This is a genomic window from Rhizobium sp. SG_E_25_P2 (assembly GCF_029892285.1).
Lineage (GTDB): Bacteria > Pseudomonadota > Alphaproteobacteria > Rhizobiales > Rhizobiaceae > Rhizobium_E.
Genome location: NZ_JARXVM010000001.1, coordinates 632,972 through 646,627, shown reverse-complemented (window position 1 = coordinate 646,627; position 13,656 = coordinate 632,972). Strand labels below are relative to the sequence as shown.

11 protein-coding genes and 1 tRNA gene are annotated in these 13,656 nt (G+C 58.3%); 6 read left to right on the top strand and 6 right to left on the bottom strand.

What is annotated here, in order from left to right; translation table 11 throughout:
- The first annotated feature begins 129 nt into the window (after positions 1 to 129).
- Positions 130 to 834: a uracil-DNA glycosylase gene (gene ung, locus M2360_RS03055; protein ID WP_280772890.1), complete on the top strand. Its 705-nt coding sequence runs from the start codon at positions 130 to 132 to the stop codon at positions 832 to 834.
- On the opposite strand, the gene M2360_RS03050 is transcribed toward ung, so the two are convergent.
- Both M2360_RS03050 and M2360_RS03045 read right to left on the bottom strand, forming a co-directional pair.
- Positions 824 to 1,267, bottom strand: a complete 444-nt coding sequence (locus M2360_RS03050) for a GNAT family N-acetyltransferase (protein ID WP_280772889.1) — start codon at positions 1,265 to 1,267, stop codon at positions 824 to 826. The genes ung and M2360_RS03050 overlap by 11 nt on opposite strands.
- A gap of 1 nt (position 1,268) precedes the next feature.
- Positions 1,269 to 2,669, bottom strand: coding sequence for a phosphomannomutase (locus tag M2360_RS03045; RefSeq protein ID WP_280772888.1), 1,401 nt, complete (start codon positions 2,667 to 2,669; stop codon positions 1,269 to 1,271).
- A 176-nt stretch (positions 2,670 to 2,845) separates the two neighbouring features.
- Here M2360_RS03045 and M2360_RS03040 point away from each other — a divergent pair.
- Together M2360_RS03040 and M2360_RS03035 are read left to right on the top strand one after the other, a co-directional pair.
- Positions 2,846 to 2,921, top strand: a tRNA-Ala gene (locus tag M2360_RS03040).
- Between the two features lie 1,138 nt (positions 2,922 to 4,059).
- Entirely contained in the window at positions 4,060 to 5,445 is a 1,386-nt protein-coding gene (locus tag M2360_RS03035) for a M10 family metallopeptidase (RefSeq protein ID WP_280772887.1), read from the top strand.
- 31 nt (positions 5,446 to 5,476) lie between these two features.
- Here M2360_RS03035 and M2360_RS03030 read toward each other — a convergent pair whose 3' ends face one another.
- Positions 5,477 to 5,926 carry a hypothetical protein gene (locus tag M2360_RS03030; RefSeq protein ID WP_280772886.1) on the bottom strand — a complete coding sequence of 150 codons (450 nt, stop codon included), beginning with the start codon at positions 5,924 to 5,926 and terminating at the stop codon, positions 5,477 to 5,479.
- A gap of 416 nt (positions 5,927 to 6,342) precedes the next feature.
- On the opposite strand from M2360_RS03030, the gene M2360_RS03025 reads away from it, so the two are divergent.
- Positions 6,343 to 8,088: a type I secretion system permease/ATPase gene (locus M2360_RS03025; RefSeq protein WP_280772885.1), complete on the top strand. Its 1,746-nt coding sequence runs from the start codon at positions 6,343 to 6,345 to the stop codon at positions 8,086 to 8,088.
- Entirely contained in the window at positions 8,081 to 9,469 is a 1,389-nt protein-coding gene (locus M2360_RS03020; protein WP_280772884.1) for an HlyD family type I secretion periplasmic adaptor subunit, read from the top strand. The genes M2360_RS03025 and M2360_RS03020 overlap by 8 nt, the downstream gene beginning before the upstream one ends.
- 250 nt (positions 9,470 to 9,719) lie before the next feature.
- Here M2360_RS03020 and M2360_RS03015 read toward each other — a convergent pair whose 3' ends face one another.
- The 3 genes from M2360_RS03015 to M2360_RS03005 all read right to left on the bottom strand — a co-directional run bounded on the left by M2360_RS03015 (position 9,720) and on the right by M2360_RS03005 (position 12,382).
- Entirely contained in the window at positions 9,720 to 10,085 is a 366-nt protein-coding gene (locus M2360_RS03015; RefSeq protein ID WP_280772883.1) for a hypothetical protein, read from the bottom strand.
- A 636-nt stretch (positions 10,086 to 10,721) separates the two neighbouring features.
- Positions 10,722 to 11,150, bottom strand: a complete 429-nt coding sequence (locus tag M2360_RS03010) for an RbsD/FucU domain-containing protein (RefSeq protein ID WP_280772882.1) — start codon at positions 11,148 to 11,150, stop codon at positions 10,722 to 10,724.
- The gene (locus M2360_RS03005; RefSeq protein WP_280772881.1) at positions 11,150 to 12,382 is read right to left on the bottom strand and encodes an ROK family transcriptional regulator; all 1,233 of its coding nucleotides are present in this window, start codon (positions 12,380 to 12,382) and stop codon (positions 11,150 to 11,152) included. The genes M2360_RS03010 and M2360_RS03005 overlap by 1 nt, the downstream gene beginning before the upstream one ends.
- Positions 12,383 to 12,609: 227 nt before the next feature.
- Between M2360_RS03005 and M2360_RS03000 the strand changes: the two genes are divergently transcribed.
- Entirely contained in the window at positions 12,610 to 13,635 is a 1,026-nt protein-coding gene (locus M2360_RS03000) for a sugar ABC transporter substrate-binding protein (RefSeq protein ID WP_280772880.1), read from the top strand.
- The last annotated feature ends 21 nt before the right edge of the window (positions 13,636 to 13,656 follow it).

Sequence of the window (13,656 nt, the reverse complement as noted above, 5' to 3'; positions counted from 1 at the left end):
TTTGCGTCACGGGCCTGCGCAGGCGCGTCAGGATCGAGGCGGAAATGGAACCGGTCTGTGCATAAGACCGTCAGAGGCTTGAACCGAAGCGCCGCTTGCGGCTTCCATCACGGGCAAAGGGAGATGATGATGAGCGACACCGGCATCAAGCTCGACGACAGCTGGCGCGCCGCCTTGGCGGGAGAGTTTTCCAGCCCCTATATGGCCAGCCTCAAGACCTTCCTGCAGGAGGAGAAGAGCGCGGGCAAGACCATCTTCCCCAAAGGCGCCGAGTATTTCCGCGCGCTGGATCTGACGCCGCTCGGCCGGGTGAAGGTGGTGATCCTGGGCCAAGACCCCTATCACGGCGATGGCCAGGCGCATGGCCTGTGCTTTTCCGTGCGCCCCGATATCCGCATTCCGCCGTCGCTTGTGAACATCTACAAGGAGATGCAGAGCGATCTCGGCATTCCGCCCGCCCGCCACGGCTATCTGGAGCATTGGGCGCGTCAAGGGGTGCTATTGCTGAATTCAGTGTTGACGGTAGAGCGCTCGCTCGCCGCCTCGCATCAGGGCAAGGGCTGGGAAAAATTCACCGACGCCGTCATCGCCCGGGTCAACGAGCAGGACACGCCTGTCGTCTTTATGCTCTGGGGCGCCTACGCCCAGCGCAAGGCGGCCTTTGTCGATCAGTCCCGGCATCTGGTGCTGAAGGCGCCGCATCCCTCGCCGCTCTCGGCCCATAACGGCTTTTTCGGCAGCAAGCATTTCTCCCGCGCCAACGCTTTTCTCGAAGAAAAGGGTCTCGGCGCGATCGACTGGCGACTGCCGGAGAGAGCCGAGATCACAACGTGACGGAATAGCGGTAGAAGGCGTCGCGCTTGTTGTAGCTGTCATAGAGCTTCTGGGCCGTGACATTGTCCTCAGCCGTGATCCAGTAGACCGACACCCAGTCCTTCTCCTTGCCGAGCGCCACGAGATCGTCGAGCAGCGCCTTGCCGACGCCCAGGCCCCGCGCCTCCGGGCTCACGAACAGGTCTTCGAGATAGCAGGTCGGCCTGACATCCCAGGTGGTCAGATGCGTATGGTGATGGGCAAAACCGAGCACGACGCCATCCTTCACCGCCAGCCGGGCGGTCAGCAGGTTCATCGGATCGAGGATCCGGGCCCAGGTCGCCTGGGTCACCTCGTCCGTCAGGCTGGTCTTGTAGAAGGTCAGATAGCCCTGCCAGAGCGGAGACCAGGCCTCAAAGTCACTTGCCGTCGCGTTGCGGATCTCAAGCGTCATGTCAGAACTGCTCCTTCAGTCTGGCGAGGAGTTCGGAGAGAAGCCGGTCGGTTGCCTCGACTGAACCGGTCTCGACATAAATCCGCATCTCCGGCGCATTGCCCGACTGGCGGAAATGCACCGTGTCGCCATTCGCAAATGCCATGCGCACGCCGTCGAGCGTCGAGATCTCTGTCGGGGTCGCGATGCGAGCGTCGAAGCCGGCGCGGAAGTCCGCCGAGGTTTCGATCGACGTAAGGAATGCCTTGCCCTTGTCGGGCGCGACCTCCTTGACGCGATCCGCCTTCATGAAGCGCGGCGGCAGCGTCGCCGCCAAGGCAGACAGGCTTCGGCCCTCGCTCTTGGCGAGCACCAGCGCTGCGACTGCCGGCAGGATCGCGTCGCGCGTCGGCAGCTTGCCGAGCACGCCGCCTGCGAGCGTCACGTCATCGCCGAGCAGGAAGCCGCCATTGGCCTCAAAGCCCACGACTGGATGGCTGGTCGCCTTGGCCATGCCGGCCACTACAAAGGGCGAGCCGATGCGGGTGCGGTCGACCGTCTCGAACCAGTTCGACTGCTCGACGGCGCTGGTCGAGGAGAGCGGCGTCACCACCGTCTTCGCCTTGATGAGTTTCGCTGTCAGCACGCCCAGCACATCGCCATTGATCTGCCGTCCCTGGTCGTCGATCACCAACGGCCGGTCGCCGTCGCCGTCGGTCGAAATCACGCCGCTAAGACCGTTCTCTGCGATCACCATTCGCGCCCGCGCCACATCCTCGGGATCGAGCGCCTCGGTATCGACGGCGACGAAGCGATCCATGCGCCGGAAGGCATGGACCTCAGCCCCCAACTTTTCCAAGATCGCCACAGTCAGATCGCGACCGACTGCGGAATGCAAGTCCACGCCGATCTTGAGGCCTGTGAGCGCTCCAGCGCCGAAGGATGCTGCATAGCGGGCGATGTAATCCTCCGCCACGGCCGCGAGCGCCTCGCCAGGCGTCACAGGCTCGACCGGGCGTCCCTCGGTCATGATCGCTTCGGCGCGCATGCGCACCGGCGCCTCGTCTTCCTTGAGGAATTCTCCGTCGGGACGATAGAATTTGATGCCGTTATAGGCTTCGGGGATATGGCTGCCGGTGATCATGATCGCCGGCGCCTTCCGCGCCATGGCATAGGCCGCGACCGCAGGCGTCGGCACATTGCCGGCCCAGACGGCGGTCCAGCCCATGGCCTTGATCGCGGCCAGGCATTGGCCGGCAATCCGCGGGCTCGATTCGCGCAGATCGGCGGCCACATAGGCCGTCTTCTCCGGCGTCTCCGGGGCGACGCGCTCCAGGAAAGCCGAGATATAGGCGGTGCAGAGTTCAGGGGTAAAATCGACCGCCGGGCCTCTCAGCCCCGATGTTCCAAATGCCGCCGTCACGATGCGCTCCTCTTGCAAAACCTTTGCATCCTGATTAGCGCAAATCCACGCCTAGTCAATTTGCCGCGGGCCGACGCGGAGAATTGAGCGTCTTGGCATAAAATCCCGAAGAGGCCCCATTGAAGTTCCCGCCTTGCATTGCTATGACCAGCCATGCCAACGCAAACTGGCATTGTGGGGTCATAGCTCAGCTGGGAGAGCGCTACGTTCGCAATGTAGAGGTCGGGAGTTCGATCCTCCCTGGCTCCACCATAAATTATGTTGTTTCGATTGAGTTTTTCTATCAAATACACGGTTGGCGTCGGCATTTCGTCGCCCCGAATGGCTAGCTCGGCTGCATTGATATCCACTTTCGTCGGCTGAATAACCAGGCGACCGAATTTTGGTGGACTGATCCGGAACATGTTCGACGCCGGCTTTTCATCATCCCAACACGCAAAAGAAGTCGCAGTTCGGTTTCGCCAATTAACTCCGGTAAGTCGCACCGTGACCGGATACACGGACAATTCGGGGGTCGGCAGGCAGACGGCGCGCGCAGCTGGCTCTGCCGCAGTGTTGTCGTCCTGCGCCAATCTCCGCGTCGATAACCGGCCCTGAAAGCGATTGTTTCTCCTCGATCATATTTAGACGAACTACACGTTTCGCCCGGTGATCTGTCCCGCAGATCGCCGTTCGGGTTTTTCAGCTTTCTCAGTGTTTCCGCCGTTCAGCATTACACCTGGACCGCGATGACCGCGCTTATCTGGATCCCGCCACACAGCCACATGCGATCTGAATTGCATTGCCACCCGGCCGTAGGGGCGCGAACCGCTGCCATCAACGATGCGCGCTCAAGACGCCGTCCCACCGCAAAGCCATCGCTTGACCTATCGTTTCATCGTTATCGGATTTCAAACCCCGAAAGCCATGCAAGGTGAGGTCGACCTGCACCGGCAAATTGCCCGGAGGCGGACATCTCTTGAGGCGTCCAGCGGTGTGTGGCGCATCGGGCGTCATTCAGGCCGTCGCGGACCATTTAAAGACGGGCGTCGAGGGGGGATTATCCACCCTCAGGGCGCTGAAGTTTACCTCTCCGTAAGTATAATAGATCCTAAACAAAACTCATATGATTTGATGTATTTATTCATCAAATGAAAACCATCCAATTTTATTTACTTTACCGCTTAATGTGATTTCAAGACCGGTTCGCTCTAATTGCCCCAAAGAAAAATACAAAATACAAAACAGGGCAAAATAAATGTGCGGTCTATGCAAGGAATATAATCAGATACATGCCAGTGACGCCGAGGTAGTCGATGGACTCATCTATGGAATAGGCTGGAGCGGGAAGATAAAATATGCGTTCCCCACATCCGCGTCCAATTACAGCTACCAAGAAGAAGCTGGTTATATGTTCGCTGAACTGGCGGAAACGCAGAAAACAGCCAGCCTGTTCGCCCTGGAAAAGTCCTTCGGCAACGCAGCAAACAATGGTTTTTCTGTCGAGGGCTTTACGAATGCAGATCTGTCCTCTGGAGAGGCGGACAGCGCAAACATTCGTGTTGCGAGGTCCGGTGTGCCTGTCACTGCCTACACATATATGCCCGGCGACACCGCTGAAGCGGGCGACGTCTGGCTTGGTCGCTATCAGAATTATGAGAACGCCAAGGCTGGCAACTACGCCTGGCACACAATTCTTCATGAACTCGGTCATTCGCTTGGTTTGAAGCATGGCCATGCGGCCTATGGCGATTTTGCCGCTCTCCCCAAAAAATATGACTCCGTCGAATATACATTGATGACCTACAGGACATATGAGGGGGGCAAGACCGACAATTACAGCTATACAGATTGGAGCGCCCCACAAACCTTTATGATCGCGGACATCGCCACTCTGCAGTACATGTATGGGGCCGATTTCACGACAAACAGCGGTAAAACCACCTATTCATGGTCGCCAAAATCCGGCGACACAGTCGTGAATGGAAAGATCGGAATTGACGCGGGCGGCAACAAGATATTTGCCACGATCTGGGACGGAGGCGGCGTCGACACCTATGATCTGAGCGCCTACTCCTCGGATCTGACGCTGACTTTGGCTCCAGGCGGAGCCTCCGAATTCAGCAAGTCCCAGTTGGCGGAACTCGGCCGCAAGCATATGGCTGAAGGCAGCATCTACAATGCGTTGCTTTATGAAAACGACGCCCGCTCCTTGATCGAAAACGCGATTGGCGGTTCCGGCGACGATGACATTTCCGGCAATATCGCAAAAAACAGGATTAGCGGCCGCGACGGCGATGATGTTGTTTTCGGTTTAAACGGCGATGACTTCTTGTTTGGAAACCAGGGTGATGATCGGCTGTTCGGCGGCAATGGCGATGACCGAATGAAGGGCGGCGCTGGCGGCGATGTTCTGGTGGGGGGCGCAGACAATGATGTATTGTTTGGATTGGGCGACAATGATCGCTTGGTGGGTGGAGCCGGAAATGACGAACTCAAAGGCGGTCGCGGAAATGACATTCTGATCGGTGGCGGTGGAAACGACCGCATGACGGGGGGCCGCGGCGAAGACCGTTTTGTGTTCGAACGCGGCGATGGCAAAGACATCGTGGTGGATTTCGACCCCGAAGCCGACATCCTTTTGTTCCGAAACGCGTCTTTTGACCAAAAAGCCGACGTTCTCGAAGCCGCCAAGAACCGTGGCGACGATGTGGTCATCACCCTGGCGGATTCATCGACAGTGACGCTCGAAAATGTTTCCATTCACGAGCTTCATCTGTCGAATTTCATGGTTTGATGTCGGCTGGAAGAACGCGTTTTGCCAGCTTTCACAGAGCAAACGGAGCGTCATATCGAATTTCTTCAATTCCGCGAACGAAGATCGTTTGGGATACTTCGTCGCTGACAAGATGAAGTTCGAGGATTCCGTCAACACGTTTCTGAGTGTAGTTCGACGATTCAATCAAATGCAGGACATCATAGCCGCCCCCGCCTTGCGCAACGAAAGAGTCGAGGCTTTGCGCATAGATGTGGTCGTTGCCGCGGCCGCCAGCTAGGACATCATGTCCGCCAGTCGTTATCAGCACATCGTTGCCGTAGCCGCCAAAGAAAACATCGTCTTGCGAACGGCGAGACCCGTTAACTTCGTTTGCGGTGTCCATTATATAATCATTGCCTTTGCGGCCGTAGACCACGTCGCGGCCCGCTCTTGGAACAATAAAATCACCCTTACTTGTTCCAAAAATAAATTCGTCGGATTCATCACCGAATATTTTCATGGATTAACTCGCTCAGTGTGACTCTGTTGCTTCAGCCTTTTTCGGCTTCGGGCAGTCATTGAATTCAAATTCCTCGCAGTGGGCCGATTTCTTCATCGGCTGTGAGAAATTGATGAGCCATCTGTTTAAACCGGGGAGGTCTAAACATCAACGTTTACCAGATTTTAACCTTAATGGATGGGGTCGTCGGACGACGTCAATCGTGGATCTGAAAAAAATTGTATAGAAAATACGCAAGGTTAGCTCCCAAGGTTTTTTCGCGTTCCCTCAAAAATTGTTGACGGTTGGAAGGCTCCCTAACAGCCTTAACCCTTTATTGCTTTGTCGCTTGGAAAAGCTGACTTGTGCGGATATAATTCCCTCGCATGTAAAACAGTGCAATTGAACTAGACGCGGCGTTTGCGATCGGGTGCTTCATGAAAAACACGACTGCGGCAAATTTGCTGCTTCCGGCCCAACAAGCCTTTGTGCGCGGATTTATCATCGCTGGAGTGCTGAGTTTTTTCTTGAACGTCGCCACATTGACCGGATCGATTTTTATGATCCAGGTCTACGGGCGTGTCCTGCCCGGCCATAGCTTCGATACGCTGTATGGGCTCATTGTCATCGCCGCTTTTGCCGTGGTGATTTATGGCCTGCTCGAATTTGCGCGCAGTTGGATATATGGCTCGACCGCGTTGATCATCGCCCAGAGGCTGAACCTTCCCGCCCTGCAGGCGAGTGTTCTCAGGTCTATCGAAGGCGGTGTCGCCGAGGGCGGCCACGCCATTCGCAATATCGTCGAGATCAGGCGGTTCATTACCGGCAGCGCGATTTCCATGCCGTTGGAGGCCGTGTGGTCGGTCGTGTTCCTCGCCGCGCTGTATTTCATTCATCCTGTCTATCTTTACGTCACTCTCGGCTTCATCGCGATTACGATTTTGTTGAATTTTGTGACGGACCGGCTGACGCGATCGGTGATCGATGACGCAAACAAGGCGCAACAGCGGCATGTCGAAGAAGTCGCCGGTTCGATGCGGCATGCGGAAACGATCGAGGCGATGGGCATGTTGCCGGCATTGGTGCGGATGTGGCGGCGCTCGCAGCAGGAGATGCTGAAATATTCCGAAGTCGCCGAGATGCGCAGTCGCGCCGTGCTCGCGATCCTGAAGTCCCTCACGAAAAGCCTGCAGATGGTCGTCGTGACGACAGGCGCCGTGCTGGTTTTGGATGGCTCGATCCACGCCAGCGTTTTGTTCGCCGCCATGATCATGTCCAGCCAGGCCGTGCAGCCATTTTCGAGCATGGTGGAAAACTGGCGCAAATGGATCAATGCGGCGGCGGCTTGGAAGAACATCATAGAGTTGGTCAACACCGAAGGTTCACTTCGCGACACGATGCCTGCGCCGGTCGGAGACGGATTTCTGAGCGTTGAAAATCTGACTTATCTGCCCGGGGGCAGGGATCTGCCTGTTTTGCGGAATATCACGTTCTCGGTCAATCCGGGCGAGGTGCTCGGCGTGATCGGCCCCTCGGGCGCTGGCAAGACTACGTTGGCGCGTTGCCTGACGGGCATTCTGAAGCCCACGGTGGGCGGCGTTTATCTTGATGGCCACTCGACCTATCTTTGGGAACGGGGATCGTTCGGCAAGGCGGTGGGATATCTCCCGCAAGGCCTTTCGCTCATCGACGGCACTATTCGCCAGACAATCGCGCGAATGCAGGAGAGCGACCCGCGGGACGTCATTCGGGCGGCGCGGGCGGCTGGCATTCACGATCTGGTGGGCAGACTGCCACAGGGGTATGATACGCCGGTCCGCGAAGGCTTGCATCTTTTGTCCGGAGGGCAGATGCAACGCGTCGCGCTGGCGCGCGCATTGTATAACGATCCCAAATTGCTGATTTTGGATGAACCAAATTCGAACCTCGATAATCTGGGCGAGGAAGCCCTTATCGAGGCTATCGATGCAGCGAAGAAGCGCGGCGCTATCGTGGTGATGATCGCGCATCGTCCATCGGTCATGGCGATCGCGGACAAGATTCTGGTCATAGAGCATGGGTCCGTCTCCAAATTCGGCCCGCGCAGTGAGGTTATCGGCGGTCCGCCGGAAATAAAGGCAGTTCCCATTCCTCAGAATGGCGTGGTGAAATTACTGCGCAGTGCGAAGGCAAGTGATGGCTAAGTCTATTGATATCGAATTGGCTGATTACCGGGTCGTCGGTCAACGCGGCGCGCTTCTCAGTGATTGGAACGCGGTGGTGCGGGAAGAGGCGAGCTTCCATGCGAGCCTGCTGCGACCCACGCTGCTTGCCTGTTCAGTGCTCGTTTTTGGCATCGGCGGATTCATTGTATGGGCGATGTTCACCAATCTGGTGCAGGCGTCCACCGCCGCCGCCAAGGTGATCGTGGAGAGCAATACCAAAACGGTCACGCATGCCGAAGGCGGCACGTTGAATACGTTGATGGTGCAGGAGGGCCAGGCGGTCCGCGCCGGCGATACGCTTGCAACGCTTGACGCAACGAGAGTGCGCTCGGAGATGCTGCAGCTGAAGCAACAGCTATACGCTTCCGAGATCCGCTTGGCGCGGCTGACCGCAGAGCGGGACGAAAAGCAGAGCTTCGCGTTCGATCTGAAGCCCCCGCCGGGCGTCGATGAAACGGTCGCCGCTGAATGGATGGCGACGGAGCAAAAGCTGTTCACTGAACGAAAGAGGCAGTTTTCTACAGCGATCGCCTCCAGCCAGTTGATGATCGATCAGCTCAAGAGCGAAAGAACGGCGCTGGACGCGCGCAGGCAGTCATGGATCGAGCAGGCTGCGGTGTTGAAGTCTGACTATGACACGCAATTGAAATTGCGCACCAAAGGCTTGACCACAAAGGCGCGGCTGAATGAGGTCAAGCTGCAATATATCGATATGATGACCCGCATCACCGAATCCGATGCCGGTATCGTGTCCAACAAACAGAAGGTCGTCCAGGCCGAACTGGCCGTCATCAACACCCGGAATGAATATTTCCGAGCGATTTCGGAGCAATTGCAGACAGTGCAGGCCGAGCGGGCCCGTGCCGAGCAGGATCTCGTCGCGGCGGAACACGCGGTGAAGCAATCCACCATTCTGTCGCCCCAGGATGGGGTGATTGCCAATATTCGCGTGCGCGCCCCGGGTTCTGCGCTCTTGGCGGGTCAAGCTTTGCTCGACATCGTGCCGGCCAATCAGGCGCTCATCCTGGAAGGACAGGCGCGCGCTATCGACATCGACACGCTGCGGGTGGGCGAAAAGGTGGAAATTCGCCTGGCTGCCTTCAGCGCCGCCGACGATTTGCCGCTGGAAGGCAAGGTGATCTATGTCGCGCCGGATTCGATCGTCAATGAAGCCACCGGCGAAGCGACCTATACGTTCCGCGCCCGTATAGACGCTTCGGAGTTAAAGAAGCGTCCACAACTGTTCCTCTACCCCGGCATGACCGCCAGTGTGAACATCGTCAATGGCGAGAGAACCGCGCTGGCGTATCTTATACAGCCGATCGCCAAGAGTTTTTCACAGGCATTTCATGAAAAGTAACGGATTTTCCCGACGTTTGGCGTACTGCTGAGACACGCTCTAGAACCTAACGAGTCAGCATTCGCGCCGCTGGCGTATTGCGCTCGGAAAACGTCGGTCGGGACCGACGATCCGCTTTGCGGTTTAACGCCGCAGTCGGGCCTAAAGCACCAAAGCATGTCGCCCGAAACTGGGGCCAGTTTTGGGTCGACGAAATGCGATAAAACAGAGAGAAAGCGCAAAGTGCGAATCTGAAAGATCGCGACACGCTTTAGTTCATGAATTCAAAATAGCTGCTTTCGATGGCGTTCCGCGAAGCAGCGTTCTGCGAGGCGTCATCGGATTGACGGTTTTCCTGCGCCGCCCACAGCGCGTTGGCCAGGCTGGCGCTCAGCACGGCGTTGCTTCCGGTCAGGGCGTTGTCGCGACGGTCGATTTTTTTCGTCAGCGTCTCTGCCGATGCGTCCTGTTTCGGAGCCAAATCGTAAGCGCGTGGCGTTCGGCCATATCCGCCAGCATTCGTGTTGATTTCCATTGTCCCGGCCCACCATAAATCGTTAACCGTTATTAACCTTCGTGGCTTGCCTGGAGCTTGCGCCCGACAATTGGGGGTTTTGTTTCGGTATCCTTCATTCATCGCCGTTCATATAGTCGGTCCACGCTTTCGGTGCGCTGCGCTCTTCTGAAGTGTTCAACCGACGCTGGCGAATGAGAGCATCGGCGATCACAAGCGCCAGGACGAGAGGTCCGCCCGCCACCACCAAAAGCCATGGATATCTAATATGCGACGTCTCCCGGTTGCAGAAGGAGAATCGAAGATCCGCCGGAAAGTACCGGAGGATAACGCGGCGGCCTGAAACATCGAGACGAAGTGGGTGGCGGGATTGACGGCGCCTACCGGGAGTTGCGGTGGCGAACACGGCTTTGCGCATGAGAGCCACGCAGCGCAGGCGCATTGAGCATGCGCAAGTATTGCCTGATCCAAACGGGCCGCCTGCTTTCGGTTCCGCTCTCAGCAATCCTATGACGGGCCGAAATGCGGGATAGACAGTCTAACGGAAAAAGGGGGCGGACAAAGGCTCGGAGAGGGGGGAAGGAGCCTTTGTCCGTCAAACCTGGCAAGGCGGGGGACGAGCCATTTGACCAGGTTACGGGCGTTCTTCATGATCGCCACGAGACTGATTTGTGGTTTGAAATGCGGCTTTTCAAGGAAAACGACGATTACAAATTGGTAACCTCGTTGACAGGAACGCTGTTCCACCGGCGCGCGCGATCAGGGGTAGATCACGCCCTTGCGCAGGATGATATTGCCATACAGCCGGGGTTCGGATGTCTGCACGATCGTATGGGCGCGACGAACGCGCTCATAAAACTCCTGCGGGGCCAGCGGTAAAACCGTTCGTTCAGGCTCCCTTTGGGCGCAGATCTCGATCATGTCGGCATGGACAGGATCAATGGCGTCGAGATCGCCGCGCACTGTGGCGCGGAAAATGCCGCAATCGACGAAATCATCCACGGGCATCAGCGAAAGAATGGCGTCCAGAATGCGGATGACGCCGTGGCCATCGGCCCTGACCAGCCGCCGCGCATGTTCGAGCCCGGGATAATTGCCGTCCACGAGCGCGATTTCGTCGCCATGCCCCATGGCGCGCAGGGTCGCGAGAAGATCGGGACTTAATACGGGATCGACGCCTTTGAGCATCAGGCCAACTCCTTGAACAATACGCTTTGATCGATGTGATAGCGGGAAAACAGCGGCAGGCTGGCGGCGCCGATGGCGCGCGCGGACGCCCCCACCAGCCCCGCCTCAATCACCGGGGCGGCGATGCCCTGCAGATTGACGCGGGCGATCGCCTTGCGGGTCGCCGCCACGATCCTGCCTTTCACCGAAGGGCTGAAACCGCCGTCGATGATTACCGCCTCGAAATCGATGACGGAGCAGACCGAGGCCGTGGCGAAGGCCAGCGCTTCCGCCGTTTCCTCGATCCACTCGCTTTCGATCTCGCCGAAATCTTCCCAGCGGTCCGGCTCCAGCCAGATGGAGGACGGATCTCGCCCGGCTTTGTCGAGCTTCCGTTCAAGCTGGATGATGGAGGCGTGGTCGATCAGCTGGTCTGCCTGTGCCCCGTCGGCTCGAAACGGCATGGAGCCGAAGGCGCCGGCATTGCCGGTCCGGCCGGGATAGAGCGCGTGATTGATCGCCACACCGCCGCCGATGAAGGTGCCGATGAAGAAATAAGCGAAGTCGGCGTAACGCGGACCATGGCCGAAGGCGAGTTCGGCGGCGCAGGCGGCGGTCGCGTCATTTTGCACCACGACCGGCAGAGCGAGCGCCTCCGATAACAAATCCGCAACATCGGTGTTGCGCCAGGCGTCCATATCCGTTTTCGGGGCCCCAAGCGCCTCGACCCAGTTCCACAACTCGAACGGAAGCGCCACACCCAGACCGGAGACCTTGAGCCAAAGACTGTCAGACAGACCGCGGCGCATGCTGGCGACGGACATGACGACAAAATCGACAATCAGCTCCGGCGTGGGATAACGATAGGCCTCGGTGCGGCGCATGCGCACGGCGCCGACGAAATCCATCAGGATCAACTCGCAACTGCGGCGGCCCACTTTGAGCCCGAGCGAGAACACCCCGTCCGGATTTAGGCTCATCGGGATCGACGGCTGGCCGACCCGGCCGCGTTGCGGCAGGCCCCGGCTCAACAAGCCGTCTTTTTCGAGCGCGCGCATGATCACCGACACGGTCTGCGCGGACAGGCCGGTGCGTCGGGCGATTTCAGCTTTCGACAGGCTGCCGTGTCGGCGCACCAGCGACAATACGAGGCGTTCGTTGTAAGCGCGCACGCGCGTCTGGTTCGCGCCGCCCATCGGGTCGACAACGAGGGTTTCCGCCGTGCGTTGTTCGGTCGGATTCATCTCCGCCATGCCCATTCTCCTCCCGGGCGTGACTATAACAAGTGACCCGGACCATGCCACATCTAATTAATAAATCAACTCGATTTATTTATTGACAGGCGTTTTGATTGGTGATTATCTCAGGATCGGCGGTCGCACGAAGCGGGAGGAGCTTTGGGTCGTACCCGATAAGTGCGGCGCTCGAAACGGGCGTCGGATAGTCCGGCGCCGGAGGTCAATTTCCTTGGGAGGAAATCATGAAGTCATCCATTCTTGCCGCAGCATTTGGCGCGCTCGCGCTTGGCGTCGCTTTCTCCGGCTCCGCGCAGGCTGCCGACGTGTCTGCGTGCCTCATCACCAAGACTGACACAAATCCTTTCTTCGTCAAGATGAAGGAAGGCGCTGAAGCCAAAGCTAAGGAACTGGGCGTGACGCTCAAGGCTTACGCCGGCAAGGTCGACGGCGATTCCGAAAGCCAGGTCGCCGCCATTGAAACCTGCATCGCCGATGGCGCGAAGGGTATCCTGATCGCCGCCTCTGACACCAAGGGCATCGTTCCGGCTGTCCAGAAGGCGCGCGACGCTGGTCTCCTGGTCATCGCGCTCGACACGCCGCTTGAGCCGATCGACGCCGCTGACTCGACCTTCGCCACCGACAACCTCCTTGCCGGTAAGCTGATCGGCCAGTGGGCCGCCGCCACCCTCGGCGACGCCGCCAAGGACGCCAAGGTCGCCTTCCTCGATCTTACGCCGTCGCAGCCCTCCGTCGACGTCATGCGCGACCAGGGCTTCATGATCGGCTTCGGCATCGACCCGAAGGACGCCAACAAGATCGGCGACGAAGACGATGCGCGCATCGTCGGCCATGACGTGACCAACGGCAATGAAGAGGGCGGTCGCACCGCCATGGAAAACCTTCTCCAGAAGGATCCGGAAATCAACGTCGTGCACACCATCAACGAACCGGCTGCCGCCGGCGCTTATGAAGCGCTGAAGGCTGTCGGCCGCGAGAAGGACGTGCTGATCGTTTCTGTCGACGGCGGTTGCCCGGGCGTGAAGAACGTGCAGGACGGCGTCATTGGCGCGACCTCGCAGCAGTACCCGCTGATGATGGCGGCGCTCGGCGTCGAGGCCATCAAGAAGTTCGCCGAAACCGGTGAAAAGCCGAAGCCGACCGAAGGCAAGAACTTCTTCGACACCGGCGTGGCTCTGGTGACCGACAAGCCTGCTGCTGGCGTCGAGTCGATCGACGTCAAGACCGGCATGGAAAAGTGCTGGGGCTGATATGAACTCTGCCGCCTCGGG